The following is a 14,653-nucleotide window of genomic DNA, read 5'->3' on the forward strand; positions in this document are numbered from 1 at the left end:
CTTTATCAGACGAGCATGCCCATCGGGTTTTCGATGTAGCCCTTGAACGCCTGCAAGAGCTCCGCGCCCAACGCGCCATCGACGCAGCGATGGTCGGTCGAGAGCGTGACCGTCATCACGGTGGCGACAGCGAGCTCGCCGTTCTTCACGACAGGGCGCTGCTCGCCCGCGCCGACCGCGAGTATCGTTGCGTGCGGCGGATTGATCACGGCTGCGAAGTGCTTGACGCCCATCATGCCCATGTTGGAGACCGACGTGGTGCCGCCCTGATATTCCTCGGGCTTCAGCTTGCGGTCCTTGGCACGCTTGCCGAGATCGCGCATCTCGTTGGAGATGGCCGACAGGGTCTTTTCCTCGGCCTTGCGGATGATCGGGGTGATCAGGCCGCCGGGGATCGAGACAGCAACGCCGACATCGGCGTGCTTGTGCTTGACCATGTTGGATTCGGTCCAGGACACGTTGGCATCCGGAACGTCGCGCAGCGCAAGCGCCATGGCCTTGATGACCATGTCGTTGACCGACAGCTTGTAGGCCGGCGCGCTATCCTTGCGGGGAGCGGCGTCGTTGAGCTGGGCGCGCAGCGCCAGCAGCGCATCGAGCTCGCAATCGACGCTGACGTAGAAGTGCGGCACGGTCTGCTTGGATTCGACAAGGCGCTTGGCAATGACCTTGCGCATGCCGTCATGCGGCACGAGTTCGTAGGAACCCGGTTCGAACAGCTTGAGAACGGTCTCGTCGGATGCGCCCTTCGGCGCTGCGGCAGGAGCCGATGCGGCAGCCTGCGGAGCAGCGGCAGATGCAGCCTTGGCGCCACCACCGGCAACGGCGGCTTCGACGTCGCTCTTGACGACGCGGCCATGCGGGCCGGAGCCTGCAACGGCTGCGAGATCGATACCGGCTTCCTTCGCCAGACGACGCGCGAGCGGCGAGGAGAAGGTGCGGTTGCCGCTTGTCGACGCAGCGGCAGGTGCCGCAGCCGGTGCCGGGGCAGAAGCAGGGGCTGCGGCCGGAGCCGGAGCGGCTTCGGTCTTCGCCTCGGCCTTCGGCGTTTCGGCAGCCTTCGGTGCCGGCGCAGCGGAGCCTGCGCCGCTTGCGGCGGCAGCGACGTCTTCGCCATCGGCGGCCAGAACGGCGATCAAGGCATTGACCTTGACGCCTTCGGTGCCGGCGGGAACGACGAGCTTGGCGACGACACCTTCGTCGACCGCTTCGACTTCCATCGTCGCCTTGTCGGTTTCGATCTCGGCGATGACATCGCCGGACTTAACCGTATCGCCTTCCTTGACCAGCCACTTGGCGAGGTTGCCCTCTTCCATGGTCGGAGACAGGGCAGGCATCGTGATGTTGATAGGCATCGAAATACCCTTCCCTTGTTACTTGTAGCAAACAGCCTTCACGGCATCGACGACTTCGGCGACACTCGGAAGCGCAAGCTTTTCGAGGTTGGCGGCGTAAGGCATCGGAACGTCCTTGCCGGCGATCGTGAGAACCGGCGCATCGAGATAATCGAAGGCCTGCTGCATGACGCGGGTGGCGATTTCGGTGCCGACAGAGTTCTGCGGGTAGCCTTCCTCGACGGTGACGAGACGGCCGGTCTTCTTGACCGATTCGATCACGGTCGGCAGGTCCATCGGACGCAGGGTGCGCAGGTCGATCAGTTCGGCGTCGATGCCGATCTTCTCGAGTTCGGCGACGGCCTTGGTGGCGTAGGTCATGCCGATGCCGAAGGAGACGATCGTGACGTCCTTGCCCGGACGGTGGATGCGTGCCTTGCCGATCGGGAGAACGAAGTCATCCATCTTCGGCACATCGAAATGCTGACCGTAGAGGATTTCGTTTTCAAGGAAGACGACCGGGTTCGGATCGCGGATCGCGGCCTTGAGCAGGCCCTTGGCGTCGGATGCCGTGTAGGGCATGACGACCTTGAGGCCGGGATCTGGCTGTACCACGAAGCGTAGTCCTGGCTGTGCTGGGCGCCGACACGGGCAGCGGCACCGTTCGGGCCACGAAACACGATCGGAGCGCCCATCTGGCCGCCGGACATGTAGAGCGTCTTGGCAGCGGAGTTGATGATCTGGTCGATCGCCTGCATGGCGAAGTTGAAGGTCATGAACTCGACGATCGGCTTCAGGCCGGCCATCGCGGCACCGACGCCGACGCCGGCGAAGCCGTGCTCGGTGATCGGGGTGTCGATGACGCGGCGAGCGCCGAATTCCTGCAGCAGACCCTGGGTGACCTTGTAGGCGCCCTGGTATTCGGCCACTTCCTCGCCCATGACGAAGACGTTGTCGTCGGCGCGCATTTCCTCGGCCATGGCGTCGCGCAGCGCTTCGCGAACGGTCATGGAGACCATTTCGGTGCCGGCGGGGATTTCCGGATCGTTCGGAACCTGGGCCTTGGGCTCGGCGGGAACCGGAGCAGCGGCGGCGGCGGGCGCTTCAGCGGCCTTCGGCGCCTCAGTGGCGGCCGGTGCGGCAGCGGCAGATGCAGCCGAGATGTCGGATGCGGATTCGCCGTCCTGCAGGAGAACCGCGATCTTGGCGTTCACCTTGACACCTTCGGTGCCGGCGGCAACCAGAAGCTTGCCGATGACGCCTTCGTCGACGGCTTCGACTTCCATCGTCGCCTTGTCGGTTTCGATTTCGGCGATGACGTCGCCGGAGGTGACCTTGTCACCTTCCTGCTTCAGCCACTTGGACAGCGTGCCTTCTTCCATCGTCGGAGAGAGGGCGGGCATGAGAATATCGATTGGCATGGGTCTACCCTCCCCGATTACAGCAGAATGTCGGTGTAGAGCTCGGATACATCCGGCTCCGGTGCGGCCTGGGCGAAGTCGGCGCTGTCGGCGACGATGTCGCGAACGTCCTTATCGACAGCCTTGAGATCGTCTTCGCTCGCCCAGCCACGCTCGATGAGGCGTGCCTTGACCTGCTCGATCGGATCCTGCTCGGAGCGCATCTTCTGCACTTCTTCCTTGGAGCGATACTTGGCCGGGTCGGACATGGAGTGACCGCGATAGCGATAGGTCAGCATTTCGAGAATGATCGGACCCTTGCCGGAACGGCAATGCTCGAGCGCCTCGTCTGCCGCAGCCTTGACGGCGCGAACGTCCATGCCGTCGACCTGGACGCCGGGGATGCCGAAGCCGGAACCGCGCAGCGAGTAGTTCGACTGCGCCGTGGCGCGCGCCGTGGAGGTGCCCATGGCGTAACGGTTGTTCTCGATGATGTAGATGATCGGGAGCTTCCAGAGAGCAGCCATGTTGAAGCTCTCGTAGACCTGGCCCTGGTTGGCGGCGCCGTCGCCGAAATAGGCGATCGAGACGCTGTCATTGCCGCGATATTTGTTGGCGAAGGCAAGACCGGTGCCGAGCGACACCTGGGCGCCGACGATGCCGTGGCCGCCGTAGAAATGCTTCTCCTTGGAGAACATGTGCATCGAGCCGCCCTTGCCACGGGAGTAGCCGTCGACGCGGCCCGTCAGCTCGGCCATGACGCCGCGCGCGGTCATGCCGGTTGCCAGCATGTGACCGTGGTCGCGGTAAGCGGTGATGACCTGGTCGCCTTCCTTCTGCGCCATCTGCATGCCGACGACGACAGCTTCCTGGCCGATATAAAGGTGACAGAAGCCGCCGATGAAGCCCATGCCGTAAAGCTGGCCCGCCTTCTCTTCGAAACGGCGGATGAGCAGCATTTCGCGATAGGCCTTGAGCTCTTCGTCACGATCGAAATCGGCCACCGGGCCACCATTCGATGCCTTCGCGGCTGGCTTTGCGCTTGTCTTACGGCTGGAAACGGTCGCGTTTTTTCGCGGAGCCATTCAACCCTCCCTATGGGTTTATCGGTTCTTGGGTGGTGCGCACCATAGGGAAGAAATTTCGCCACAGCAATGCCATAAATGCATGGCTCATATTCTGCCGTAAGCTATTGATAGTTATCAATTTATTTCGATTAACCGGAATTCGGTTAATTTGTATAATTGTTGAAAATGACGACTTCGTCGGCACGCGAGAAGTTCAGCTGAAGACGCGCCTTCTCGTCCAGCATGTCCCTGTCCATGGAACCATCACTTAGGAGCGCCACCTGCTTTTCAAGGTGCTCGCGCTTATTTTTAAGCACGGCCAGCTCCCTCTCCTTGGCGATGCGCTGGCGCTCGAACGCCTCGGTCGCGCGCAGACCGTAATCGCCATGGATGGCATGATAGCCAAAGTAGCAGAGAAACGCGACCGTCATCGCCGGGATGACGAAACGGCCGATCTTTTTCTTCTTATGATGCTTGGTCCACATACACGCATTCTCGAAACGCATTACCGTTATCGACAAGCCTAGCGGGCAGAGATTAACCGTCCGTTGACTATGAACGCGGCGCAATAAAAAACCCGCGCCGTTATGAACTGATCCCCGAAAGTTGGTTATCCAATTTCGGGGATCAGTTCACGAGAGCGCGGGTTCCAAATGCCTGAAATCAGCAGCTTAGCCGCGGATGATCGAACGGCCGGCGTACTGCGCCTGAGGGCCGAGGCCTTCTTCGATGCGGATCAGCTGGTTGTACTTGGCCAGACGATCCGAGCGCGACAGCGAGCCGGTCTTGATCTGACCGCAGTTGGTGGCAACGGCGAGATCGGCGATCGTCAGAATCTTCGGTTTCGCCCGAACGGTGCGACATGACGGCGGTGTAGGCTGCCTTGTGCGCGGTGTTGACGGCGTCGAGCGTTTCCGTCAGCGAGCCGATCTGGTTGACCTTGACGAGGATGGAGTTGGCGACGCCCATCTTGATGCCGTCGCGCAGGCGAGCCGAGTTGGTGACGAAGAGATCGTCGCCGACCAGCTGAACCTTCTTGCCGGCCAGATCCGTGAGCGTCTTCCAGCCATCCCAATCGTCTTCAGCCATGCCGTCCTCGATCGAGATGATCGGGTACTGGGCAGCGAGCTGCGCGAGGTACTCGGCCATGGCGCCCGGCTCCAGCGTGCGGCCTTCGCCTTCGAGAACGTACTTGCCGTCCTTGAAGAATTCGGTCGCGGCGCAGTCTAGACCGAGATGGATGTCCTCGCCAGGCTTGTAGCCGGCTTTCTCGATCGACTTCATGATGAAGTCGAGAGCTTCAGGAGCGCTCTTCAGGCCCGGTGCGAAACCGCCTTCGTCGCCGACGTTGGTGTTGTGACCCTGGGCAGCGAGTTCCTTGCGCAGCGTGTGGAAGACTTCCGAGCCCATACGGACGGCTTCGCGGATGGAATCAGCACCAACCGGCAGGATCATGAATTCCTGGAAGTCGATCGGGTTGTCGGCATGCGCGCCGCCGTTGATGATGTTCATCATCGGGACCGGCAGCAGGTGGGCGGAAGCGCCACCAACGTAACGGTAGAGCGGCAGGCCGGCAGCTTCAGCGGCCGCCTTGGCGACAGCGAGCGAAACGCCGAGAATGGCGTTGGCGCCGAGGCGCGACTTGTTCGGCGTGCCGTCCAGCTCGATCATGATGTTGTCGATCTGGATCTGGTTTTCGGCATCGATGCCGCCGATGGCGTCGAAGATTTCCGTGTTGGCGGCTTCGACGGCCTTTTCGACACCCTTGCCGAGGTAACGCTTGCCACCGTCGCGAAGCTCGACGGCTTCATGCGCGCCTGTCGAGGCGCCCGACGGAACGGCGGCGCGGCCCATGCTGCCATCTTCGAGATAGACATCGACTTCGACGGTCGGGTTGCCACGGCTGTCGAGGATCTCGCGGGCGATAATGTCGGTAATAGCGGTCATCGGCTCTTCTCTGCTGGAGGGTGGATAAATCGTTTGAAATTCGTCTAAATCGAAGATGCGCAAATTACAATGGCAGTTCGGGGCCCTTTTGCGCATGCTTCGCCGCATTGTTCGTGGCTGGCCTAATACACGAACGTGTCAGTCGTTTGAACGTCAGCCCTTGGCGATGGCGTCGAAGGCCAGCAGCTTTTCAAGCAGGCGCGGCATGTCCTTGAGATAGACCATGTTCGGGCCATCCGATGGGGCGTTGTCGGGGTCTTCATGCGTCTCGACGAACACGCCGGCCACACCGACGGCGACCGCCGCGCGCGCCAGCGTCTCGACGAATTCGCGCTGGCCGCCGCTCGAGCCGCCCTGCCCGCCTGGCTGCTGCACCGAATGGGTCGCATCGAAAACGACCGGCGCGCCCATCGCTTCCATGATCGGCAGCGAGCGCATGTCGGAGACCAGCGTGTTGTAGCCGAAGGAGGCGCCGCGCTCGCACAGCATGATGTTCGGGTTGCCGCTGGCATTCAGCTTGGCAAGCACGTTCTTCATGTCCCACGGCGCCAGGAACTGACCCTTCTTGACGTTGATGGCGCGGCCGGTCTTGGCAGCGGCAACCAGGAGATCCGTCTGCCGGCTAAGGAAGGCCGGGATCTGCAGGACATCGACCACGGTGGCCACGTCGGCGCACTGCTCTTCGCTGTGGACGTCGGTGAGGACCGGGAAGCCGAACTCCTTCTTGAGATCGGCGAAGATTTCGAGCCCCGCTTCAAGCCCGATGCCGCGCTGCGCCGACAGCGACGTGCGGTTTGCCTTGTCGAAGGACGACTTGTAGACGAGGCCGATGCCAAGCTTGTCGCAGAGTTCCTTCAACGTGCCGGCGACCATGAAGGCATGCTCGCGGCTTTCGATCTGGCACGGGCCGGCGATCAGAGACAGGCGGGCGCTGTTGGAAAACACAACACGGCCGGCGCCTTCGCCCACGGCCACTTCGGAATTGGTTTCAGTCATCGTTTCTCCTCGAAGGCGAAGAGTGCACCCTGGCCGGGCGCGGCCTTCACCAGAATTCGATTGTTCTTGCGTGTGTAGGTGATCCCGTTAGCAGCCAAATGCGCCTCTGTCACGGCGAGATCGGCAACGGCGAAAACAATCGCCGAGCCGCGCAAACCGCGATCGGCTGTCGACTGGGACAGATCGTAATAGGCGTCCAGCCCATCCGGCGACAGGATATTGATACGGACATTGCCCGCGTCGAGACTGACACCGAAGGCCTCCTGGCGTGACGCGGCCGCATCGGACGCCAGCTGCAACAGCGGCGCGAACGCCTTGGGATCGGACGACGAGAGCACGATCGACGCGATCCCCGATACGCCGTTGGCGTGCGTCTCCAAGGCCTTGCGGTCGCTTGGCAGCGGATTGACCCGCTGGCAGGCGAAGAGGAAGAAATCGGGCGCGCGCAGATCGGCCGCGAAGGCCAGGCGGAACGCCGCCGTCACCTCCGACCCGTCCGGCATCCTCATCGACCTGGCGAATTGCAGCATATCACCGCCGCTCATGCCATCGGTCATAAATCGCGCGTGATCACGATCGGCGTCCGGCGTGCCGAACACGATCGCCGACAAGCCGTCGTCGCCGCACCGAAAGCGAAAGGCGCGGTCGCGCGCCGCAAACACGTTCCCGTCGGCGATGGCGGCCTCATAGGCCTCGATACTGGCGATGCCGAGCGGCTCGAGATAGGTCTTGTCGGCGAAGAAAACGCAGGCGTTCGCGGTTCCGAAGGGATGCAGCGCATCGGCAGCGACCGTGAAGCCGAGCTTGCCCAAACGCTCGCGCGCCATCTCGATGTTGACGACAGGCAGGACGACGTGGTCCAGAGGATGGGGTTCACTCATAGGCAAATCCTCCCGAAATCGGCAGAGATGTGCGCTGGCTTTCGCCACAATGCAAGAGGCGAGCGCGGTTAAATCGAATGAAGCGCAAAATCGCGACGATTCAGAGCCAAGTTTTACGAAAATTTAGGCACTTGCGGAACACATATGGAACATATAGTGTCCGTTCTGGATTTGTTTCACGACTCTGGGGTTCAATTCGATGCTCACGCGCAAGCAACAGGAACTGCTTCTGTTCATTCACGAGCGAATGAAAGAGTCGGGCGTTCCGCCCTCCTTCGACGAGATGAAGGATGCACTCGATCTCGCGTCGAAGTCCGGCATCCACCGGCTGATCACGGCGCTGGAGGAACGCGGCTTCATTCGCCGGCTACCAAACAGGGCGCGCGCGCTCGAGGTCATCAAGCTGCCGGAAGCCTATAATCCGAGCCTGCAGCCACGCCGCGGCTTTTCGCCGAGCGTCATCGAGGGCAGCCTCGGCAAGCCGCAGCCGGTGGCCGCCGCCCCTGCCCCGAAGCCGGCGCCGAGCGCCGACAACGGAAACTCGGCTTCCGTTCCCGTCATGGGCCGGATCGCAGCCGGCGTGCCGATCTCGGCGATCCAGAACAACACTCACGACATCACCGTTCCCGCCGACATGCTCGGCTCGGGTGAGCACTACGCACTCGAGGTCAAGGGCGATTCGATGATCGAGGCCGGCATTTTCGACGGCGACACCGTCATCATCCGCAACGGCAACACCGCCAATCCCGGTGACATCGTCGTGGCGCTCGTGGATGACGAAGAGGCAACGCTGAAGCGCTTCCGCCGCAAGGGCGCCTCGATCGCGCTCGAGGCAGCCAACCCGGCTTACGAAACCCGCATATTCGGACCGGACCGCGTCAAGGTCCAGGGCAAGCTCGTCGGCCTCATCCGCCGATATCACTAATCGGTGACGGGTCGCCCGCGAAGCTGTCATTGCGCCAGTCATAGGCGCGATGACGCATCCAGGGGCGATCGAGACTGCCGTAAGCGGTTTTGACGACGGGCGAGCCTTGCTCGTCGATACGGATTTCGACGGCTCCCGAGCGCCGCAAGGTTTCTCCGGTCAGGAGCATGGCGCCGGAGCGGCATGTCACCTCGCGGAGACGGACGGGTGTGACGACGATATCGGCGACGTCGCAGGCGGGACCGAGATAAGCGGCGTTTTCCAGCGTCGCGATGATGTAGCCGCTGTCGAGCGTGGTCACGCACCACGCCGTCTTCAGGCACTGGAAGCCATTATTGTTCGTCGAATCCGCTGCGCCGCGCATCATGCCGCGGGCTTCGCGTTGTTGTCTCGGTGTCAATCTCGGCCTTGGCTCGCCCTTTTTCGGGATGGACAGCGCCTCGCCATCGAGCATGTCCGGCGGCGTTTGATTTTCAATGGCAAGCGCGCGCTGCCATTGCCCCAGAATGAAGTCGGGCGGGCGTTCGCGATTGCTGGCCAGGCTGTCGCTCTTGAGCGATGCCACGAGGCTTCCATCCTCGGACACGACAAGCTCGGGCGCCGGCTCGGCCGGCAGCATGACGAGGACAAGGGTTGCAACCGCGGCACCCACGGCGCCGATCCAGCGCAGGCGCGTCAGCATCAGCCCCCAGATTAGAAAGCCGACGACGGCGATCACGAAATACCATTCGGGAATCCTGCCCGTATCGACGCTACCGCCCCAGCCCGACACCATCCTGGCGATAGCGATCACCAGATCCAGCCCGAAGCCAGCGACGATCCAAAAGGGCGCATCGAGGCCGAATGGCGTCGCCAACATGGCGGCCATTCCAAAGGGCATGACGATGAAGGAGATGACCGGCATGGCCAACAGATTGGCCGGCAGCCCGTAGCCGCTCAGCCTGTTGAAATGCTCGATCGAAAACAATGCGGTCGAGAAGCCGCCGATCATGGAGGTGAGCGCGATGCCGCCAAAGAAGCGAAGCGCGAACATGACCGGTTTCATCGCCGGATGCGTGAAAAAGACGCTCTCGCGAGGTCGTCTTCTGGTCCAGACGGCAAAGCCGGCGACCAGCGCCAGGGTCGCGGCGTAAGACATCTGGAAGCTGGGGCCAAGCACTTCCGATGGCGACAGCAATATGATCAGCAGCGCGGAGAGAGCGATATTGCGCAGACTGATCGACGGACGGTCGAACAGCGCCGCGACCAGCATGATCGCCATCATGATGAAGGCGCGCTCGGCGGAGACGGCGAAGCCGGAGATCATGTAATAGGCGGTCAGCGCCAGAAGCGCGCTGCCGGCGGCGAACTTCTTGGTCGGATAGGCCTGGGCGAAGCCGGGAAAGAGACCGAAGAACAGGCGCAGCCCGACGAAGCAGATGCCGGCCGACAGCGCCATGTTGAGCCCCGAGATCGCGACGATATGCGCGAGACCGGATTGACGCAGCGCCTCGGTCGTCTCGTTGGAGATGGCCCGTCTCTCGTCGGTGACCAGAGAGGCGGCGAAGGCGCCGGTATCACCGGACAGGATGCCACGGATGCGGTCGCCGATGCGGCTGCGCAGGCCGTAGAGCCAGGCCATGGCGCGATCTTTCGCGGAGAGCTCGACGCTATCCACCGGCGACGGGAGGAGTTGCGGCGTGCCGTAGAAAAAACCGTTGGCGCCGATGCCGTCAAAATAGGCGGAAAATGCGAAATCGCTCAGTCCCGGCAGCGCCGGCCCCGCCGGCGGCGTCAGGCGCACGCGGCCGGTCAGCCAGCCGCCGACCGCGACGGGTTCGCCGGCGCGGGCAACAAGCGAGATTTGTTCCGGTGGCCGCTTGAGAGCCGGCGTCTCCGTTCGCGTTACCCTGAGAATATAGCGCCAGCGGCCGTTGTCGTCGCCCTCACGCCGTTCCACGCGGCCGGTCACGGTCGTTGTCACCGGCGCGTCCAGAACCACGGTGGCCGCGCGCCACGTCTCGATCTGCGCGGCAAACATGCCGAGCACGACGAGCAGACCGGCCAGAGCCATGCGGCGGGTTGCCACGCGCCCGACGCCGGAAAGCAGGAATACGAGCACAAAGGCGGCCGCCCAGGCAAGCAATCGCGTCGGCGGAGGGTCGCTCGAAAGCCTGAACCATGCGATGGCGCCGGCCCCGAGCAGAACCGGCGACGCCAGGAAGAACCGGCCATGGTCGAATTCGGCGGCGAACGCCTGTCTGGCGACCACCATCTGGCGGGCGATTCGGCGGTTTGCGCGACCAAGAAAGCCTGACGAGGACTGCGTCAAGGGCGGACGTGTGACTATGGCACGGGCATTTCGCCCGGCCGCGTCCGGCAAATTGGCAATTTGCGCCGCTTCGGGTGCTTTCAAAACCGCGTTACTGGCATTCAACTCCGGCATGCAAAAACACCCGAAAGCCACCCTGACCTGCAGTCAGAATGCCGCTCTCGGAACCGAAACGCAACTATAATCGTTTGAATTCAAATGCGAAATAAAACCATCGAAAATGTCAGGATTATCATCGACTTCCGCTATGCGGAGACGGCATTTCAGCAGTGCTCAAAAGTTGATACTGCGATGCACAAAATGGCGTCACGGTAACTTGGCATTAGGCGCGCGATCATATAGCTATCGCAGACGACGCTTAACCCTATGGCGCTTTTATGGCGCCACCCGCCAGTTTGGAGGATCATAATGACGGATCAAAGCGCAACACTGAAACTCGGTGACAAAACCGTCGAGCTCTCTGTCAAGAGCGGCACGATTGGCCCCGATGTCATCGATATCGGCGCCCTTTACAAGAACACGGCTTCCTTCACTTACGATCCTGGTTTCACCTCGACCGCATCCTGTGAATCGAAAATCACCTATATCGACGGCGACGAGGGCGTTCTGCTGCACCGCGGCTACCCGATCGAGCAGCTGGCCGAACAGGGTGATTTCCTCGAAGTCTGCTATCTGCTGCTCTACGGCGAACTGCCGACGGCGGCGCAGAAGAAGGACTTCGACTATCGCGTGACGCACCACACCATGGTGCACGAGCAGATGAGCCGCTTCTTCACCGGCTTCCGCCGCGACGCACACCCGATGGCCGTCATGTGCGGCTGCGTCGGCGCGCTGTCGGCCTTCTATCACGATTCCACGGACATCACCGATCCGCACCAGCGCATGGTCGCTTCCCTGCGCATGATCGCCAAGATGCCGACGATCGCCGCCATGGCCTACAAGTACCATATCGGCCAGCCCTTCGTTTATCCGAAGAACGACCTCGACTACGCGTCGAACTTCCTGCGCATGTGCTTTGCCGTTCCTTGCGAGGAATATGTGGTCAATCCGGTGCTTGCCCGCGCCATGGATCGCATCTTCATCCTGCATGCCGACCACGAACAGAACGCATCGACCTCGACCGTTCGTCTCGCCGGCTCCTCGGGCGCAAACCCGTTCGCCTGCATCGCGGCCGGCATTGCTTGCCTCTGGGGCCCTGCCCACGGCGGCGCCAACGAAGCAGCGCTCAACATGCTGCAGGAAATCGGCACGGTCGACCGCATTCCCGAGTACATCGCCCGCGCCAAGGACAAGAACGATCCGTTCCGCCTGATGGGCTTTGGCCACCGCGTCTACAAGAACTACGACCCGCGCGCCAAGATCATGCAGAAGACGACGCATGAAGTGCTCGGCGAGCTCGGCATCAAGGACGATCCGCTGCTCGACGTCGCCATGGAACTCGAGCGCATCGCGCTGACCGATTCCTATTTCATCGAGAAGAAGCTCTATCCGAACATCGACTTCTATTCGGGTATCACGCTGAAGGCTCTCGGCTTCCCCACGACCATGTTCACCGTTCTGTTCGCGCTCGCGCGCACCGTCGGCTGGATCGCACAGTGGAACGAAATGATCGAAGATCCGCAGCAGCGTATCGGCCGTCCGCGCCAGCTCTACATCGGCGAAGCGCAGCGCGACTACGTTCCGGTTTCCAAGCGCTAATATCAGCGCATCGAAGCTTAAAAAGAAACCCGGTCAGAACTGACCGGGTTTTTTGTTTCCAAGCACATCCAGCACAATCTCGGCGGCATGGACGCCAGGTGGCTTTTCGGTCTGCATCCGCTCCCAGACGAGATCGTAGCCCTCCATCATCGAGCGGCGCGGCAGGGTGTCGGAAGAGAGTTTCTCGGCCCAGCGCGTGAAACTCGCGCCGCGCACGACCTCGTTGATATATTCGGGCACGACCGCGTAATCCGCGATTAGGTTCGGGATCGCCGCCGTCCAGATCTTGATCTTGCCGGTCATCAGCTTGATGATCCAATCCGTCTTGTAGGCCGAAACGGTGGGGACGCCGGCGAGCGCCAGTTCCAGGATCACCGTGCCGGATGCCGCCATCGCGGCGTCCGCCTCGGCGAAGGCCCGCCACTTGTCGTCCTTGCCGGTGACCACGTCGGGTTTTACCGGCCAGTCCTTCATGATCTCGCGAACCATGGCCTCGCGGCGCGGCGCCGTCGGCAGCACGAAGCGGATGCCCTGGTTGCGGGCGGAGAGCTCGGCCACAGCGTCACCGAAATAGGGCAAGAGCCTTGAGATCTCCGAGCCGCGCGAGCCCGGAAGGAGCATGATCGTCTTCGGTTCATCCGCGGGGCGCGGCTTGCTTGCCGCCCTCGCCTTGCGGGTCGCGAGCACATCGACGTCGGCTGTCAGGCGATGGCCGACATAAGTGGTCGGCGGGCCGCCGAGCTTGCGCATCACCTCGGGCTCGAAAGGCAGCACGGCGAGCACATGGTCGATATAGGGCAGCATGCGCTGCGCGCGATATTCCTTCCACGCCCAGACACTCGGACAGACGTAGTTCACCACGGGCAGATCGGGCAGCGCCGTGCGCACGCGCTTGGCGACGCGGTGGGTGAAATCGGGGCTATCGACGATGACGAGCACGTCCGGCTTGGCCGCGATCACGGCGGCCGCGGTCTGGCGGATGCGCTTGACCAGCGTCGGGAGCTTGGCGAGCACCTGGGTGATGCCCATGATCGACAGCTCGGAGAAATCGAACAGAGACATCAGTCCCTGGGCCTGCAGCGCCTCGCCGCCAACGCCGACGAGTTCCACCGGACCCGCATATTGCTGCTTCAGCGCGGCGATGAGATCGGCCGCCAGAAGATCACCGGAGACTTCGCCCGCGATGATCGCGACCTTCAATGCACGCACGCTCATTCAAGCCCCCAGGATGGCAATCCACGATCCAGACCGCAGACGAAGATACCGGCTTCCTTTGCCGCCGATATGACTGCCGGGCGATCCAGGATCAGCGCGCGCCCGGCCTCGATCGCAACACCCGCCAGGCCGGCCTTGCTGGCATTCTCGATGGTCGAGATGCCGATCGACGGCAGATCGGCGCGCAGATCCTGCTGCGGCTTGCAGAGCTTGACGAGGACACCACGGCGCCGCTTCGAGATACGGCCGGCGGCGCGCAGATCGGCAACACGCTGCAACATGCCATCGGTTCCCTCGACGCCCTCGAGCGCCACGATGCGCCCGCCGACGGAAACGGCGCCCTGCCCCACATCCAGCCGGCCGAGCGCGTCGGCCGCGGCACCCGCCCTGGCGATGTCCTTGACGTCCTCGGCCGACGGCTTGATGGCATCGAGCGGACCGACGGCGGCGAGAAGATCCGGTGCGATCTCCTGCACGCCGATGACGCGGCGGCCGTTCTTCTCGATCAGCCCGATCACCATGCGCAACACGGTATCGTCACCGCCCGAAAGCAGCGTGCGAATGGTCGAGGGAATGCTTGCAAGCGTCTTCAGCGTCGGGCGAACCTCTCGCCACTCCGGCCGTCTGCGCACGGCGCCGGACATGACGACGCGGTCGATGCGATTGCTGTCGAGCATACGGTCGATGGCCGCGAAGTCGCCGACGCCGACAATGGCGTGCTCGAACCCTTCCCACGAGCGGTCGGTTTCGTTCTTCAGCGCAATGATCAGCGGGTCTTCGCCCGCGCTCTTGGCGGCCTCGGCGACATAGGACGGCAGAAAGCCGCTGCCGGCGATGATCGCCAGGCGGCCTCTTGCCGTGTCACTTGCTGGAGACAAG

General features: G+C 62.6%; 10 protein-coding genes and 2 pseudogenes. 2 read left to right on the plus strand and 10 right to left on the minus strand.

The annotated features are described in order from the left end of the window. Positions 1 to 5 precede the first annotated feature (5 nt). The 7 genes and pseudogenes from P3R82_RS16870 to P3R82_RS16900 all read right to left on the minus strand — a co-directional run bounded on the left by P3R82_RS16870 (position 6) and on the right by P3R82_RS16900 (position 7,625). A complete protein-coding gene (locus tag P3R82_RS16870; RefSeq protein WP_283194662.1) occupies positions 6 to 1,355 on the minus strand; it encodes a pyruvate dehydrogenase complex dihydrolipoamide acetyltransferase in 1,350 nt (449 codons plus the stop codon). An 18-nt stretch (positions 1,356 to 1,373) separates the two neighbouring features. Next, positions 1,374 to 2,755, minus strand: a pseudogene (locus P3R82_RS16875) (pyruvate dehydrogenase complex E1 component subunit beta). A gap of 17 nt (positions 2,756 to 2,772) precedes the next feature. Then, a complete protein-coding gene (gene pdhA, locus P3R82_RS16880) occupies positions 2,773 to 3,819 on the minus strand; it encodes a pyruvate dehydrogenase (acetyl-transferring) E1 component subunit alpha (RefSeq protein ID WP_283194663.1) in 1,047 nt (348 codons plus the stop codon). Between the two features lie 146 nt (positions 3,820 to 3,965). After that, positions 3,966 to 4,286, minus strand: coding sequence for a septum formation initiator family protein (locus P3R82_RS16885; protein WP_283196365.1), 321 nt, complete (start codon positions 4,284 to 4,286; stop codon positions 3,966 to 3,968). 186 nt (positions 4,287 to 4,472) lie between these two features. Further along, positions 4,473 to 5,748, minus strand: a pseudogene (gene eno / locus P3R82_RS16890) (phosphopyruvate hydratase). A gap of 153 nt (positions 5,749 to 5,901) precedes the next feature. Further along, positions 5,902 to 6,744 carry a 3-deoxy-8-phosphooctulonate synthase gene (gene kdsA, locus P3R82_RS16895; protein WP_283194664.1) on the minus strand — a complete coding sequence of 281 codons (843 nt, stop codon included), beginning with the start codon at positions 6,742 to 6,744 and terminating at the stop codon, positions 5,902 to 5,904. After that, positions 6,741 to 7,625 (minus strand): VOC family protein, encoded by an 885-nt coding sequence (locus P3R82_RS16900; protein ID WP_283194665.1) that lies wholly within the window; start codon positions 7,623 to 7,625, stop codon positions 6,741 to 6,743. The genes kdsA and P3R82_RS16900 overlap by 4 nt, the downstream gene beginning before the upstream one ends. Positions 7,626 to 7,824: 199 nt before the next feature. Here P3R82_RS16900 and lexA point away from each other — a divergent pair, with 199 nt between their 5' ends. After that, entirely contained in the window at positions 7,825 to 8,550 is a 726-nt protein-coding gene (gene lexA, locus P3R82_RS16905) for a transcriptional repressor LexA (RefSeq protein WP_283194666.1), read from the plus strand. Here lexA and P3R82_RS16910 read toward each other — a convergent pair. After that, positions 8,531 to 10,804, minus strand: coding sequence for a ComEC/Rec2 family competence protein (locus P3R82_RS16910; RefSeq protein ID WP_283194667.1), 2,274 nt, complete (start codon positions 10,802 to 10,804; stop codon positions 8,531 to 8,533). The genes lexA and P3R82_RS16910 overlap by 20 nt on opposite strands. A gap of 465 nt (positions 10,805 to 11,269) precedes the next feature. Here P3R82_RS16910 and gltA point away from each other — a divergent pair, with 465 nt between their 5' ends. Further along, a complete protein-coding gene (gltA, locus tag P3R82_RS16915; protein WP_183900137.1) occupies positions 11,270 to 12,559 on the plus strand; it encodes a citrate synthase in 1,290 nt (429 codons plus the stop codon). Positions 12,560 to 12,592: 33 nt separating this feature from the next. On the opposite strand, the gene lpxB is transcribed toward gltA, so the two are convergent. Next, a complete protein-coding gene (gene lpxB, locus P3R82_RS16920; RefSeq protein WP_283194668.1) occupies positions 12,593 to 13,774 on the minus strand; it encodes a lipid-A-disaccharide synthase in 1,182 nt (393 codons plus the stop codon). After that, on the minus strand, positions 13,771 to 14,652 hold the full coding sequence (locus tag P3R82_RS16925; RefSeq protein WP_283194669.1) for an LpxI family protein: 882 nt from the start codon (positions 14,650 to 14,652) through the stop codon (positions 13,771 to 13,773). Before P3R82_RS16925 ends, lpxB begins: the two co-directional genes overlap by 4 nt. Position 14,653 lies beyond the last annotated feature (1 nt).

The organism is Rhizobium sp. AN80A (genome assembly GCF_030053015.1).
GTDB lineage: Bacteria > Pseudomonadota > Alphaproteobacteria > Rhizobiales > Rhizobiaceae > Rhizobium > Rhizobium metallidurans.